The sequence below is a fragment of the Streptomyces sp. NPDC054842 genome (assembly GCF_053611025.1).
Map to the genome: position 1 here is coordinate 37,475 of NZ_JBSGZN010000055.1, position 14,333 is coordinate 51,807.

Annotated in this window: 14 protein-coding genes; 9 read left to right on the forward strand and 5 right to left on the reverse strand. The window is 74.4% G+C overall.

All coding sequences use genetic code 11. The features are described from left to right. Positions 1-15 precede the first annotated feature (15 nt). The 3 genes from ACWGIS_RS31215 to ACWGIS_RS31225 are packed head-to-tail and all read left to right on the forward strand — an operon-like array spanning position 16 to position 2,257. Positions 16-774 (forward strand): LamB/YcsF family protein, encoded by a 759-nt coding sequence (locus ACWGIS_RS31215; RefSeq protein ID WP_453365841.1) that lies wholly within the window; start codon positions 16-18, stop codon positions 772-774. Beyond that, positions 771-1,388, forward strand: coding sequence for a 5-oxoprolinase subunit PxpB (gene pxpB, locus ACWGIS_RS31220; protein WP_453365842.1), 618 nt, complete (start codon positions 771-773; stop codon positions 1,386-1,388). The genes ACWGIS_RS31215 and pxpB overlap by 4 nt, the downstream gene beginning before the upstream one ends. Further along, positions 1,385-2,257, forward strand: a complete 873-nt coding sequence (locus tag ACWGIS_RS31225) for a 5-oxoprolinase subunit C family protein (protein WP_453365843.1) — start codon at positions 1,385-1,387, stop codon at positions 2,255-2,257. Before pxpB ends, ACWGIS_RS31225 begins: the two co-directional genes overlap by 4 nt. Positions 2,258-2,286: 29 nt before the next feature. On the opposite strand, the gene ACWGIS_RS31230 is transcribed toward ACWGIS_RS31225, so the two are convergent. From ACWGIS_RS31230 to ACWGIS_RS31245, 4 genes are all read right to left on the reverse strand, one after another. After that, positions 2,287-3,480: a glycosyltransferase gene (locus ACWGIS_RS31230; protein WP_453365844.1), complete on the reverse strand. Its 1,194-nt coding sequence runs from the start codon at positions 3,478-3,480 to the stop codon at positions 2,287-2,289. Continuing rightward, positions 3,477-4,601, reverse strand: a complete 1,125-nt coding sequence (locus ACWGIS_RS31235) for a glycosyltransferase family 4 protein (RefSeq protein ID WP_453365845.1) — start codon at positions 4,599-4,601, stop codon at positions 3,477-3,479. Before ACWGIS_RS31235 ends, ACWGIS_RS31230 begins: the two co-directional genes overlap by 4 nt. Before the next feature lie 140 nt (positions 4,602-4,741). Continuing rightward, positions 4,742-6,160 (reverse strand): HEAT repeat domain-containing protein, encoded by a 1,419-nt coding sequence (locus tag ACWGIS_RS31240; RefSeq protein ID WP_453365846.1) that lies wholly within the window; start codon positions 6,158-6,160, stop codon positions 4,742-4,744. A gap of 301 nt (positions 6,161-6,461) precedes the next feature. Next, positions 6,462-6,854: an ankyrin repeat domain-containing protein gene (locus tag ACWGIS_RS31245; RefSeq protein WP_453365847.1), complete on the reverse strand. Its 393-nt coding sequence runs from the start codon at positions 6,852-6,854 to the stop codon at positions 6,462-6,464. A 337-nt stretch (positions 6,855-7,191) separates the two neighbouring features. On the opposite strand from ACWGIS_RS31245, the gene ACWGIS_RS31250 reads away from it, so the two are divergent. Then, the gene (locus ACWGIS_RS31250; protein WP_121404479.1) at positions 7,192-7,386 is read left to right on the forward strand and encodes a hypothetical protein; all 195 of its coding nucleotides are present in this window, start codon (positions 7,192-7,194) and stop codon (positions 7,384-7,386) included. A 37-nt stretch (positions 7,387-7,423) separates the two neighbouring features. Continuing rightward, entirely contained in the window at positions 7,424-9,088 is a 1,665-nt protein-coding gene (locus ACWGIS_RS31255) for an ATP-binding protein (protein WP_453365848.1), read from the forward strand. A 129-nt stretch (positions 9,089-9,217) separates the two neighbouring features. On the opposite strand, the gene ACWGIS_RS31260 is transcribed toward ACWGIS_RS31255, so the two are convergent. Then, positions 9,218-10,717: an SCO1417 family MocR-like transcription factor gene (locus ACWGIS_RS31260; RefSeq protein WP_453365849.1), complete on the reverse strand. Its 1,500-nt coding sequence runs from the start codon at positions 10,715-10,717 to the stop codon at positions 9,218-9,220. A 64-nt stretch (positions 10,718-10,781) separates the two neighbouring features. Between ACWGIS_RS31260 and yczE the strand changes: the two genes are divergently transcribed. From yczE to ACWGIS_RS31280, 4 genes are all read left to right on the forward strand, one after another. Then, entirely contained in the window at positions 10,782-11,480 is a 699-nt protein-coding gene (yczE, locus tag ACWGIS_RS31265) for a membrane protein YczE (RefSeq protein ID WP_453365850.1), read from the forward strand. Beyond that, entirely contained in the window at positions 11,477-12,244 is a 768-nt protein-coding gene (locus ACWGIS_RS31270; RefSeq protein WP_453365851.1) for a glycerophosphodiester phosphodiesterase, read from the forward strand. Before yczE ends, ACWGIS_RS31270 begins: the two co-directional genes overlap by 4 nt. 42 nt (positions 12,245-12,286) lie before the next feature. Beyond that, a complete protein-coding gene (locus ACWGIS_RS31275; RefSeq protein ID WP_453365852.1) occupies positions 12,287-13,633 on the forward strand; it encodes an MFS transporter in 1,347 nt (448 codons plus the stop codon). Positions 13,634-13,887: 254 nt separating this feature from the next. Beyond that, complete coding sequence (locus tag ACWGIS_RS31280) at positions 13,888-14,262, forward strand: RNA polymerase-binding protein RbpA (RefSeq protein ID WP_003977404.1); 375 nt, start codon at positions 13,888-13,890, stop codon at positions 14,260-14,262. Positions 14,263-14,333 lie beyond the last annotated feature (71 nt).

The window sequence follows — 14,333 nt, forward strand, 5'->3', positions numbered from 1 at the left end:
GAGAACGGACCTCCTATGACCCTGATCGATCTGAACGCCGACCTCGGCGAGGGCTTCGGCCGCTGGCGGCTCACCGACGACGAGCAGTTGCTGTCCGTCGTCACGAGCGCCAACGTGGCCTGCGGGTTCCACGCCGGGGACGCGGTCACCATGCGGCGGGTGTGCGAGCTCGCCGCCGCTCGCGGCGTGCGGATCGGGGCCCAGGTCTCCTACCGGGACCTGGCGGGATTCGGGCGGCGCGCGATGGACGTGCCGCCCGACGAGCTGACCGCCGAGGTGGCCTACCAGATCGGCGCCCTGGAGGTCTTCGCCCGGGCGGCCGGCACGCGCGTGTCGTACGTGAAGCCGCACGGCGCGCTGTACAACCGCGTGGTCCACGACGAGATCCAGGCGCGTGCCGTCGTGGACGGCGTCCTCCTCGCCGGCGGCTCGCCGCCCGTCCTCGGGCTGCCGTCCTCCCGGCTGCTGGAGCTGGCCGCGGAGGCCGGACTGCCGGCCGTCACCGAGGCCTTCGCGGACCGCGCCTACACCTCCGCGGGCACCCTGGTGCCCCGTACCGAGGAAGGTGCGGTGATCACGGACGGGGACACGGTCGTCGAACGGTCGCTGGGCCTCGCCCGCACCGGTCTGGTCGCCACCCGCACCGGGGAGCGCGTCGCGGTCCGGGCCCGCTCCCTGTGCCTCCACGGGGACACCCCCGGCGCGGTGGACCTCGCCCGCCGGGTCCGGGCCCGCCTGGAGTCCTCGGGCGTCCGCGTGGAGGCGTTCGCGTGAGAACGCTCGCTGTCGGCGACCACGCCCTGCTCGTCGAGGTGGGCTCCGGCGACGAGGCCCAGGCCCTGCACGCCGAGCTGCTGCGCCGCCGCGCGGAGGGCGACCTGAGCGCTGAGGAGATCGTGCCGGCGGCCCGTACGGTCCTGCTGGACGGCGTGCCGGACCCCGCCCGTCTGGCGGAGCGCCTCGGCGGATGGACGATCCCGCCCCTGGCCGCCCGGACGGACACGGCCGTCGAGATCCCCGTGCGGTACGACGGCCCCGACCTGGCGGAGGTGGCCGCCCTGTGGAAGGTGCCGCCGGAGAGGGTGGCGGAGATCCACGCGGCCACCTCGTTCCGTGTCGCGTTCTGCGGGTTCGCGCCCGGCTTCGGCTATCTCACCGGGCTCCCGTCCCGCTACGACGTCCCCCGGCGCGCGACCCCGCGGACGGCGGTCCCCGCGGGCTCGGTCGCCCTCGCGGGGCCGTACACGGGCGTGTACCCCCGCTCCTCGCCCGGCGGATGGCAGCTCATCGGGACAACCGACGCGGTCCTGTGGGACCACCGGCGGGAGCCCGCCGCGCTGCTGGCCCCCGGCACGCGCGTCCGCTTCGTCACGGTCGGCGCCCCATGACGGACCTGGCCCTCTCCGTCGTCCGCGCCGGCGCCCTGACCACGGTGCAGGACCGCGGACGCCCCGGCCACGCCCACGTCGGCGTGCCGCGCTCCGGGGCGCTCGACGCGCCGGCGGCCGCTCTGGTGAACCGGCTGGTGGGCAACGCGCCCGGCTCCGCCGTCCTGGAGACCACGCTCGACGGCTGCGCGGTGCGGCCGCGGTGCGCGGTCACCGTGGCGGTCGGCGGCGCGCCCTGCCCGGTCACCGTCGATGGCCGGCCGGCGCCCTGGGGCGCGCCGGTCCGGATCGCCGCCGGGGCGCTCCTGGACGTCGGTCCGGCACGCGCGGGCGTACGCAGCTACGTGGCCGTCTCCGGCGGACTGGCGGTGGAAGCGGTCCTGGGCAGCCGCTCCACCGACCTCCTCTCGGGTCTCGGCCCTCCTCCCCTGACGGACGGTACGGTCCTGCCGCTGGGGCCCGCGAAGGGCACGCACGCGCGCGTGGACGTCGCCCCGCAGCCGGCCCCGCCCACCGAACTGGTGCTGCGCGTGACCCTCGGCCCGCGCGACGGCTGGTTCACGGAGGCCGCCCTGCGCACCCTCACCGGCCGCGCCTACGCGGTGTCCTCCGCGAGCAACCGCATCGGCCTGCGCACGGAGGGACCCGCCCTGGAGCGGGCCGTGCCGGGCGAACTGCCCAGCGAGGGCCTGGTCCTAGGCGCGGTCCAGGTGCCGGCGGACGGCAGGCCCCTGGTGTTCCTCGCGGACCATCCGACCACCGGCGGCTACCCGGTGGTCGGCGTCGTGCGCCCCGCCGACCTGGCCGCCGCCGCCCAGGCCGTCCCGGGCACGCCGCTGCGCTTCGCGGCGGTGCGCCGGCGCGGCTGAGCCGCCCGGGACGGCGAGGACGGCGCTGGTCAGCCCGTGAGCGGCACGGGCGTGCCGAAGGACCGGGGCGCCGCGTCGTGCGCGGCGAGGAAGGCGTCCACGGAGCCGCCCCAGCCGAAGCACTCGGCACGCGCGCGTGCCGCTCTCCTCCGCTCCGCCTCCGGCCGCGCCAGCAGCGAGCGCACCGCGTCGGCGAAGGCCCCGCCGTCGTCGGCGGCGGTGAGACCCGCGGCCCCGATCACCTCGGTGAGCGCCGACGAGGCACTGGCCACCACGGGGGTGCCGCAGGCCATCGCCTCCAGGGCGGCCAGCCCGAAGGTCTCCGCGGGACCGGGGGCCAGGCAGACGTCGGCGGACGCCTGGAGCGCGCCCAGCGCCGCCCGGTCGGCGACATGCCCGAGGAAGGTCACGGGCAGCGACCGTTCCCGGGCCCGCAGTTCCAGCCGGGCGCGCAGAGGACCGTCACCGGTCACCACGAGCACCGCGCGCCGGCCGCGCCGCAGCAGCGCCTCCAGCGCGTCGAGTGCCGTGCCGGGCCGCTTCTCGACCGACAGCCGGGAGCACATCACCAGCAGGGTCTCCCCCGCGCGCGCGTGCCGTGCCCGCACCCTCGGGTCCCGCAGCGCCGGATGCCGTCCGGCCAGATCGACGCCCAGGGGAGCCCGTACGACGTTGCGGGCGCCGATCCGCACGAACTCCCGGGCGGCGAACTCGGTGGTGCACACCACGCGCGCGTAGGTGTGCGCCGTACGGGTGTTGAGGGCGTCGGCGGCCCGCCGGGCCAGTCCCTCGGGGAGACCCCAGGTCCGCAGCACTCCGTCGGCGGTCTCGTGGGAGACCATCACGGCCGGCACCCGGGCCCGCCGCGCCCAGACCCCGGTCCAGCGCAGCGTGGTCCGGTCGCAGACCTCCAGACGGTCGGGCGCGAGGGAGTCCAGCAGCGCGGCGACCCGCCGCCGGTCGGTGAGGACCCGGTAGCCGCCGGTCCCGGGCAGCAGCGGCCCCGGCAGGGTGATCACCCGCCCCTGCTCGGTCGCGAGGTCGGTGAAACGCTCTCCCGGGACGATGAGCACGGGCTCGTGCCCGGCCGCGAGGTACCCGGCGCCCAGCTCGCGCAGCGCCGTCCGCAGACCGCCCGAGGCGGGTGCGACGAAGTTGGCGAGCCGCACGATCCGCAGGCGGGTACCGGGCCTCGTACCGTCCGGGCCGGTGAGGAGGTTCATGCCGCCACCGCCGTCCGCGCGGCGAGCACGTCCGTGTAGTGGCCGATGAGCTGGTCGCCCACGGCGGCCCACGTGCGGGTCTCCACCGCGGCCCGCCCGGCGGCCCCGTAGGCGGCCCGCAGCGCGGGATCGGCGGCGAGCGACCACACCGCGTCCCGGACCGCCGCGGGGTCGCGCGGCGGTACGAGGAGCCCGGTGCGTCCGTGGGCCACCAGGTCGAGCGGCCCGCCCGCGGCGGGCGCGACGACGGGCACGCCGCTCGCCATCGCCTCCTGCACGGTCTGGCAGAAGGTCTCGAAGGGTCCGGTGTGCGCGAAGACGTCCAGCGAGGCGAAGATCCGCGCGAGGTCGTCGCCCGTGCGGCGGCCGAGGAAGACGGCGCCGGGCAGCGCCCCGTCGAGCGCGGGCCGGCTCGGCCCGTCCCCCACGACGACGACCCGCACGCCCTCCATCCCGCACACCCCGGCGAGCAGTTCGACCTGCTTCTCGGGGGCGAGCCGCCCGACGTAGCCGACGATCAGCTCGCCGCCGGGGGCGAGTTCGCGGCGGAGTGCCTCGTCGCGCCGGTCCGGGCGGAAGCGGACGGTGTCGACGCCGCGCGGCCACAGCCGCACCCGGGGCACGCCGTGCGCCTCCAGGTCGTGCAGGGCGGCGCTGGACGGGGCCAGCGTGCGGGCGGCGGCGGTGTGGACGGAGCGGATGCGCCGCCAGGCGGCGCTCTCCCCCGCCCCCATGTACGTACGGGCGTACCCGGCGAGGTCGGTCTGGTAGACGGCCACGGCCGGTATCCGCATCCGGGTGGCGGCGGCCATGCCGCGGACGCCCAGGACGAAGGGGCCCGCCAGGTGGACGAGGTCGGCGCGGTGCTCGGCGATCGCCGCGGCGACACGGCGGCTGGGGAGGGCGACCCGGACCTGCGGGTAGCCGGGGAGCGGCAGGGAGGGGACCCGGACGACGGGGCACGGCGCGAGGGCGTCGGGCCCGCTCCCGGCCGCGGTGGCCGGGGCGACGACGAGAGGGGCGTGCCCGCGGTCGGCGAGGTGCCGGGCGGTCTGGAGGGCGCAGTGGGCGACGCCGTTCACGTCGGGCGGGAAGGACTCGGTCACGATGACGACACGCATAACCGTGTTGTCGTCGCACCGGACGTGGTCACGTCAACGTGGATCTTTCCGGGCGAGGAACGTCCCATGAGCGTTGCGCTGCGCGCCTGCCCGGGGCGGCTCCCGGGGCCACGGCCGCCCGTCGTCAGGTCATCCGGTGTTCACACGGCGGGCATGTCCGGTCCGATCCGGCTGCGTACGGCCGTCTGCACCTCGGCCTCCTCGGCGGGGTCCGCGGCGAGCCTGCGCAGCTGGTCCACGACCCGGGCGTCACCGGTCTCGGCGTGGCGGGCGGCGACCTCGCGGGTGGATTCCTCGCAGTCCCACAGGCACTCGACGGCGAAGCCGGCGGGGAAGGAGGGGTCGGTGGCGGCCAGGGCGCGTGCGGCGCGGCCGCGGAGCTGGGACGAGGCGGTCTCACGGTAGACGTGGCGCAGTACGGGTCCCGCGGAGGCGATGCCGAGGCGTCCGGCGCCGTCCACGAGCGTCCAGAGGGTCGGGGCGTCGGGTCCTTCGCCCCGTACGGCCTCGCGCAGGGCGTCGAGGACCAGGTCGCTGTCCTGCGCGCCGCCCCGGCAGGCGAGCATCCGGCCCGCGGCGGCGCCGAGGGCGTCCGGGCGGCGTGCCCAGCGCCGGGCCCGGTCGACGGCGGCGACGCTGCGCATCCGCTCGAAGGCGTCAACGGCGGCGTCCACGACCAGTGCGGTGCCGGCGGCCGCGGCTCCCTCGATCAGATCGAGGGCGTCCGGATCATTGCTGTCGGCGAGGTAGCGCAGGGCGGTGCAGCGGGCTCCGTCGTCTCCCTCGCGGGCGGCCTCGACGATCTGCGGACGGTCCTCGGGACCGGCGACGGCGGAGAGGCAGCGGGCGGCCGGGATGTGGAGTGCGGCCCCGCGGTCGAGGCCCTCCTGGGCCCAGTCGAAGACGGCCCGCACGCTCCAGCCCGGCCGGGGCCCGGCCGGCCGCATCTGCCGTTGCCAGCGGTCGAAGGAGCCCTGTTCCTGGGCCGCACGCACGCGTGCGCCGATCGAGGGGCGCGGATCCTCGGCCCACAGCCGCCAGGGCCGGGGTTCGAAGGCGTCGCGCACCTGTGCGGCCAGCTCGGCCTCGCCCGCGGCGTCGGCGGGAAAACGCGCGAGGACGGGGGCGGCGAGGGCGCGCAGGCCCGCGTCGTCGTCCCGCAGGGCCAGCTCGTCGAGGGCCCAGGCCCAGTTGGTGCCGGTGGCGGCGTACCTGCGCAGCAGCTCCAGCGCGTCGCGCCTGCCGTACGAGGCGAGGTGGCCGAGGACCGCGAGGGAGAGGCCCGTGCGTGACTCGCAGGTGTCGAGGATGTCCTCGGCGTCGAAGAGGTGCCGCTCGATCTCGTCGAGCTCACCGCTCAGGTCGAGGTGGAGGCGGGCGTAGTAGAGGGAGCGGTTCTCCACCTGCCAGTCGTGGCGGGGGTCGTGGAGCACGCACTGGTTGAGCGCCGCGAGCGCTTCGGCGCGCGGTGCGGTGAGCGCGTGCAGCGTGCCGTCACCGCGGCCCCTCTGGAGCAGGCCGAGCAGCGTACCGCTGGGCGCTATGACCGGATCGAACATGGGAAACAGCCTCACATCAAGCGTCGACGCAACCGGGGATCGTGCTTTACCTGGCCGCGTGACAACACGTCGGGGCGCCCGCCGTTTCCTGCTTGCTGTAGACCATCTTCCTCTGCCTCTCGTCGGTGGCCCGTGCGGGCCGCGTCACGGCCCGCGCGGTGCGGCAACACCTGCCCAGCCATCGCGTCCGTGAATCACGACGTCATGATGACCCAGCGGTTCTTCCTGCCGCGACCGCATTTCCGGCGGCCCCGTACCGCCTCCCCCATTTTGAGCGTTCTGCCTGGTCAGGGCAGTGAGTTCAGTGTGCGCCGAACAGTTCGAGCAGTTCTGTCCGGGCGAACATGCGGGCCGTGTCGACGGCCGACGGGGTGCCCGCGGCCGGATCGGCGCCGGCGTCCAGGAGCACCCGGATCACGGCTTCCTCCCCCTTGAAGACGGCTCCGGCGAGGGGCGTCTGGCCCCGGTCGTTGATCCGGTCCGCCTCGGCGCCGCGCTCCAGGAGGGCGCGCACCGTGTCAGCGTGCCCGTGATAGGCGGCGAGCATCACGAGGGTGTCCCCGCGGTCGTTCGTGAGGTCGGCGGGGACGCCCGCGTCGACGTACTCCACGAGGGCCTCGGTCTCGCCTCGGCGCGCCAGATCGAAGATCTTGGTCGCCAGCTCCACGACCTCGGGGTCGGGGGCTTCACTCATCGGCCGGACCGCCTCTCACTTACGGGTGCTTCTGGGGACTGCGGGAGCTTACGACAGCGAGCGGTGCCGTCGCGCCCGGGAGGGTACGACGGCGAGCGGCGCGGCCGTACGGGTGAATCGCCAGCGTACTGGCTTCGCGAGCACATGAGCGGTGCCGTCCGAGGCAAAGATCATCACGGGCGCCGCCGGAGGCGTCGGCGGGTCCTGGACGGCTCCGACGTTCGGCCGTCCGGGCGAAATCTGGGGAAATTCACTCAGTTGCACCTTTTATCGTATGGATACATGCTGTGAGCCTGGAAGAACTCATGGTGACTGTCCCCACAACCAGGAGCCAAAAATGATCCTGTCCATCTCCGGCGTCGTCCTCCTCGGCATCATCGTCTTCCTCTTCTTCCGCAAGGACGGCCTCAAGGCGTCACACGCCATGGTCTCCGCGCTCTTCGGCTTCTACCTCGCCAGCACGGCCATCGCGCCGAGCATCAAGGCGGGCGGCGAGAGCCTCGCGGGGCTCCTCGGCGGAATCAAGTTCTGACGCCCCTCCCCTACGCACGCACGATCAGGAGACACCAGTGGCGCGGCGCCCTCTTCCCCGCATTCTGAGCAACGGCAGCGCACAGATCGCCCGGAGCCGGGAGCTGGCCCGGACGGCGGCCGACAGCGCCACCGATGTCCTCCACCCACTCATCACGATCACTCGTGGACTGCGCCGGCTGGCCGGAGCCGGGCGGCGCAGGTGGGCCGGCACACCGAAGGACCGGCGCGGGCCGCTCCTGTTCCTGGTCGCTTCGGTGGTACTGGTCGTGGCCCTCGTGCCGTACGGGCCGCTGCTCGCCGTCGTCACTCTGATGGCGGCGGCGGCCTGGAAGGGCCGCGAACAGCGTTCGTCGGAGCCCGCGGGCCCCGACGAACCGCAGACCAAGCGCCTCCAGTCGCTGTACGAGGCGCTCGTCCCGTACTTCTCCACCACGGACGACCCCGCTCCCCTCTACGCCCACGGCGGCGAGTGGGAGAACGCCTTCCCGTCCTACGAGTTCGACGGCACCGGCCGCGTCTCGCGGCTGCTGGTCCGCTACCCGGCGTACTTCACGGACGGCGAGGCGGAGTCCCGCGCCCGCGTCGAACAGTTGCTGCACGCCAAGTCCGGCCGCGGCCGCGAGTACCACTTCGTCTGGGACGAGGAGGGCAACGAGCTCTCCGTCTCGGTGCTGTCCCCGCTGCCCACCGACATCGCCGCCCAGCGATTCGTCACGGCGCCCGGCGAGACGGTCCTCGGCTTCACCGACCCCGGCGACGTCCAGCGCACGCTTCCCGTCACCCACGGCGAGGAGCAGCGCGACGTTCCCCCCGTCGTCTGGCGCACCGGCGTCCGCTCGACGGAGCCCCACCTGCTCGTCGCGGGCGAGCCGGGCAGCGGTACGACCACCCTGCTGCGCTCGATCGCCCTCCAGGCCCTGCAGCACGGCGACGTCCTGATCGTCGAGGGCGGCGGGACCGGCGAGTTCGCGTGCCTCACCGGCCGCGACGGGGTCCTCGCCGTCGAGTGCGGCCTGACCGGCGCGTTCACGAGTCTGGAGTGGGCGGCGCACGAGACGGAGCGGCGGCTCGTCGCGGCGAACCGCGCGCGGCAGGCCGGCCGCCCGGCGCCCGACGACATCAGGCGCCCGCTGTGGATCCTGCTCGACCGCCCCAGCACGCTGGGGCTGCTGGCCGCGGCCGACGGCCGCAAGGACCCCCAGTCGCTGCTCCAGGTCCCGCTCCGGCACGGTCGCGCGGCCAACGTGACCGTCGTCGTGGCCGACCAGTTCGACAGCCTGGACGCCCTCTCCGACGCCGTGCGGCAGCACACCCGCGCGCGCGTGGTCCTCGGTCCGGCGTCCGCGGCGCAGCTCCAGGCGGTGCTGGGCGTGCCCCCGCACACCACGCCCACCCCGGACACCCCGCCCGGGCGGGGCTACGCGCGGCTCGGCTCGGGCCCCGTCCACCGCCTCCAGGTCCCGGCCACCCCGGACCCCTTCGACGACGCGACGAGCGAGGCACAGCGCCGCGCCGTACTGGCCCTGCTGCCGGAGCGCACGACTCCGGTCGGGCCGGAGCACCTCGTCCCGGGAGAGGCGGACGCGGACGCGGAGATGGAGGCGGAGCTGGAGAAGAAGCCCGCCGTGGAGACGGAGAAGAAGCGTCCCGTCCCGGTCCTGGAGCCCATGCCCACCGAGGTCGCCGTCGCGGAGAGCTGAGGGCGCCCAGCGGGGCGCAGACCACGGACGTACGCGGCGCGTCGGAGTCCCTGTCGGCGCCGCGTCCATCCCGAACGCCGGTGCACGCCGAGGTCGCCCGTCGCGGAGAGCCGAGGCGCCCCGCCCGGCCTACGCCACGAACGTACGCGGCGCGTCGGAGCCCCCGCCGGCGCCCGTCTCCACCAGCCGGGCCGCCGCGGCCAGCCGGACCGCCGCCTCCTCGGCCACCGCGCCGGACACCGTGAACGGCAGCCGCACGTACCCCTCGAAGGCCCCGTCGACCCCGAAGCGGGGTCCCGAGGGCACGCGCACCCCGACCCGCTCCCCCGCCTCGGCGATCCGCGAGCCCGACAGGCCCCCGGTGCGCACCCACAGCGTGAGCCCGCCGCGCGGGACGGAGAACTCCCAGCCGGGCAGTTCCCGCCGCACGGCGGCCACCAGCGCGTCGCGGTTCTCCCGCGCCTGCTCCCGGCGCACCTCCACGGCCTGCTCCCAGCCGCCGGTGCTGAGCAGCCAGTTCACCGCGAGCTGCTCCACGACGGGGGTCCCCAGATCGGCGTAGGCGCGCGCCGAGACCAGGCTCCGGATCACGTCGGGGGCCGCGCGCACCCAGCCGATCCGCATCCCGGCCCAGAACGCCTTGCTGGCCGACCCGACCGTGATCACCGTCGACCCGGCGGGGTCGAAGCCGCAGACCGGGCGCGGCATGTCGACGTCCGCGTCGAGGTGCAGTTCGTTCATGGTCTCGTCGACGACCAGCACGGTCCCGGCGGAGCGGGCGGAGTCCACCATCCGGCGCCGCTGGTCCTCGTCGGCGAGGGCGCCGGTCGGGTTGTGGAAGTCGGCGACCACGTACGCGAGCCGGGGCGCGGATTCGCGCAGCACCTGGCGCCAGCGGTCCATGTCCCAGCCGGCGAGGCCCTCGGCCATGGCGACCGGCACCAGCCGGGCCCCGGCCTCGCGCATGAGCTGGAGGATGTTGGCGTACGAGGGGGACTCGACGGCGATCCGTTCGCCGCGGCCGGCGAACAGGTGGCAGATCGCGTCGATCGCGCCCATCGCGCCGGTGGTCACCATGATCTGCTCGGGCATGGTCGGAATGCCGCGCGCGGTGTAGCGCTCGGCGAGCATCGAGCGCAGGGCGGGCAGCCCGGCCGGGTAGTCGCCGTGGGTGTGCGCGTAGGGCGGCAGTTCCTCCAGGGCGCCCTGCACGGCGCGGGTGAGCCACGGCTCGGGCGCGGGCAGGGCCGCGGTGCCGAGGTCGATCATGGAGCCCAGCGCCTCGGGCGGCAGCGGTTCCAGGCCGCGCGCGGGCAGCGGGTTGCCCGCCGGGACCGCGGTCCAGCTGCCCGCTCCGCGCCGGGACTCAAGGAAGCCCTCGCTGCGCAGCGCCTCGTAGGCGGCGGCGACCGTGGTGCGGCTGACGGTCAGGGCCAGCGCCAGTTCACGCTCGGCGGGCAGCCGGGCCGCGACCGGCACGCGGCCCTCCAGCACGAGGAGCCGGATGCCGTCGGCGAGCGCCCGGTAGGCCGGCGGGCGGCGCGTGCCGGGGCCGGCGGGGCGGTCCTGCTGCGAGCTGAGGAGCCGGGCGAGCTGCGCCGCCCCCACCGCCGAAGTCCACTGCACCATGCGAACCAGTCCACCTTCCCCGAATTGGCCATGGATGACGACCGTTTCCCCGCCACAGAGTGTCATGCGTCAGGCCACTGCCACCACACGGGGGATTCCGTTGTCCACACTCACCGAGTCCGGGCGCCTGCCCCTTCGGCTCCTCCGGCTGTACGCGGGTCTCGCGCTGTACGGCGCCAGCTCGGCGCTGCTGGTGCGTTCGGGCCTCGGCCTGGAGCCGTGGAACGTGCTGCACCAGGGCTTGGCGGAGCTGACCGGGCTGACCATCGGAGTGGTGTCGATCATCGTCGGGGCGGCGGTGCTGCTCCTGTGGATCCCGCTGCGCCAGCGGCCGGGTCTCGGCACGGTCTCCAACGTCTTCGTGGTCGGTGTGGCCATGGACGGCACCCTCGCCCTCGTGCCGGACGTGCACGGCCTCGCCCTCCGGGTCACGCTGCTCGTCGCGGGCATCGTGCTCAACGGTGCGGCGACCGGCCTCTACATCACGGCGGGCTTCGGCCCCGGTCCGCGCGACGGCCTGATGACGGGCCTGCACCGGCGCACCGGCCGCTCGATCCGCCTGATGCGCACCTCCGTGGAGGTGACCGTGGTCGCGACCGGATTCGCCCTCGGCGGCACCGTCGGGGCGGGCACCGTCCTGTACGCGCTGGCGATCGGCCCGCTGGCCCAGCTCTTCCTGCGCGTGTTCGCCCCCGCGCCGGCACCGCCCGGCAGCACGGTCGTCGCCGGCGGTCAACCGGAGCGCGCCATACTGCCCGGGTGAGCACCCGCATACGCCATCCGTACCTCGACCACCCCGGCCCGATCCCCTTCGCCCACCGGGGCGGGACGGCGGAGGGCCTGGAGAACACCCTGTTCCAGTTCCGCCGGGCGGTCGAGGCGGGGTACCGCTACATCGAGACGGACGTGCACACGACGGCCGACGGCCGGCTCGTCGCCTTCCACGACAGCACGCTGGACCGGGTGACGGACGGCGTCGGCCGGATCGCCGACCTCCCCTGGGACGAGGTGCGCCACGCGCGCGTGGCGGGCCGCGAACCGGTTCCCCTCTTCGAGGAACTCCTCGACACCTTCCCCGAGGTCCGCTGGAACGTCGACGTCAAGGCCGAAGGGGCGCTGCGCCCTCTGCTCGGCCTCATCGAGCGCACCGCCTCCTGGGACCGCGTCTGCGTCGGCTCCTTCTCGGAGGCGCGGGTGGCCCGCGCGCAGCGCCTCGCCGGCCCCCGCCTCGCCACCTCCTACGGCACCCGCGGCGTCCTCGGCCTGCGCCTGCGCTCGTACGGGATGCCCGCGGTCGCGCGCCGCTCCGCGATCGCGGCCCAGGTGCCGGAGGCCCAGTCCGGCGTGACCGTCGTCGACCGCCGCTTCGTGCGCGCCGCCCACGCGCGCGGCCTCCACGTGCACGTGTGGACCGTGAACGAACCCGCGCGCATGCACCGGCTCCTGGACCTGGGCGTGGATGGCATCATGACCGATCACATCGACACGCTGCGCGAGGTCCTGGAGGACCGGGGCACCTGGGTCTGAGCCCGCGCGCGACGGTCATCCACGGAGAGCGAGGGGCGCGGGTTGGGCACCGACACCGTGCGGGCGACGGAGGCCGACGAGGCCGCCGGGCGGCGACGCGAACAACGCGGCTGGTACGTCTACGACTGGGCGTGCTCCGTCTACTCGACGAGTGTGCTGACCGTGTTCCTCGGCCCTTATCTGACCTCCGTCGCCAAGTCGGCGGCGGACGCGGACGGCTTCGTGCACCCCCTGGGCGTCCCGGTCCGCGCCGGCTCCTTCTTCGCGTACTCCGTGTCGGCGTCCGTGATCCTGGCGATCCTCGTGATGCCTCTGGCGGGGGCCGCCGCCGACCGCACGGGCCGCAAGAAACCGCTGCTGGCGGCCGCCGCCTATCTGGGCGCCGCCGCCACCGCGGGCATGTTCTTCCTGGACGGCGACCGCTATCTCCTCGGCGGACTGCTCCTGATCGTCGCCAACGCCTCGCTGGCGGTCTCGATGGCCCTCTACAACTCGTACCTGCCGCAGATCGCCGCGCCCGAGGAGCGCGACGCGGTCTCCTCCCGCGGCTGGGCCTTCGGCTACGCGGCGGGGTCGCTGGTCCTCGTCGCGAACCTCGTCCTGTACACCGCCCACGACAGCTTCGGCCTGTCCGAGTCGGCCGCCGTCCGCGTGTGCCTCGCCTCGGCGGGCATCTGGTGGGGCGCCTTCACCCTCGTACCGCTGCGGGCCCTGCGCGACCGCCGCACGACGCCGGCCGGGCCCCCGGTGCACGGCTGGCGGCAACTGGCGTCCACGGTCCGGGACATGCGCCGCCAGCCGCTGACGCTGGCCTTCCTGCTCGCGTACCTCGTCTACAACGACGGCATCCAGACGGTGATCTCGCAGGCGTCGGTGTACGGCTCGGAGGAACTGGGCCTCAGCCAGTCCACCCTGATCGTCGCCGTCCTGCTGGTCCAGGTGCTCGCCGTGGCGGGCGCGCTCGGCATGGGGCGGCTGGCGCGCGTGTACGGCGCCAAGCGCACCATCCTCGGCTCCCTGATCGCCTGGACAGCGACCCTGGGTGCCGGGTACTTCCTGCCGGCCGGCGCGCCCGTGTGGTTCTTCGTGCTCGCCGCCGGCATCGGTCTCGTCCTCGGCGGCAGCCAGGCCCTGTCCCGCTCGCTGTTCTCGCACCTGGTGCCGAGCGGGAAGGAGGCCGAGTACTTCTCCGCGTACGAGATGAGCGACCGCGGCATGAGCTGGCTGGGCCCGCTCCTGTTCGGTCTCACCTACCAGCTGACCGGGAGCTACCGGGACGCGATCGTCTCGCTCGTGGCCTTCTTCGTCCTCGGTTTCGTGCTGCTCGCGCGGGTACCCGTACGCCAGGCCGTGCGCGACGCGGGCAATCCCGAACCGGCCAGGATTTAGCGCGCGACGCCAAAGGCCGGTAGTGTACGCGTTTGGCCTGCCTGGCGTACCGTTACTGCGCGTCAAAGAACACGAAACGCCGGGTGACATCTGCTGTCAGATGTGACAAACCGGGCGCTGGTGGGTACAACAAGGGGCGGCTACGACGGCGAGCATGACCCACAACGGGAATCTTTACCGCCGACCGGACGTTGACCGGATGACGACGACAGCGACACCTGTCCTGTGGGCGACAAGCCCGGGAGGCACGATTCATGAGTGAGCGAGCTCTTCGCGGCACGCGCCTCGTGGTGACCAGCTACGAGACGGACCGCGGCATCGACCTGGCCCCGCGCCAGGCCGTGGAGTACGCATGCGAGAAGGGGCACCGATTTGAGATGCCCTTCTCGGTCGAGGCGGAGATCCCGCCGGAGTGGGAGTGCAAGGTCTGCGGGGCCCAGGCACTCCTGGTGGACGGCGACGGCCCTGAGGAAAAGAAGGCCAAGCCCGCGCGTACGCACTGGGACATGCTGATGGAGCGGCGTACCCGAGAGGAACTCGAAGAGGTCCTCGAGGAGCGTCTGGCGGTTCTGCGCTCAGGCGCGATGAACATCGCGGTACACCCGCGAGACAGCCGCAAGTCCGCGTAGCCCCTCCGGGAGCTGGGCGGCATACCGACACACGCACGACGACCGCGGGCCCCGTACGTTCTGTACGGGGC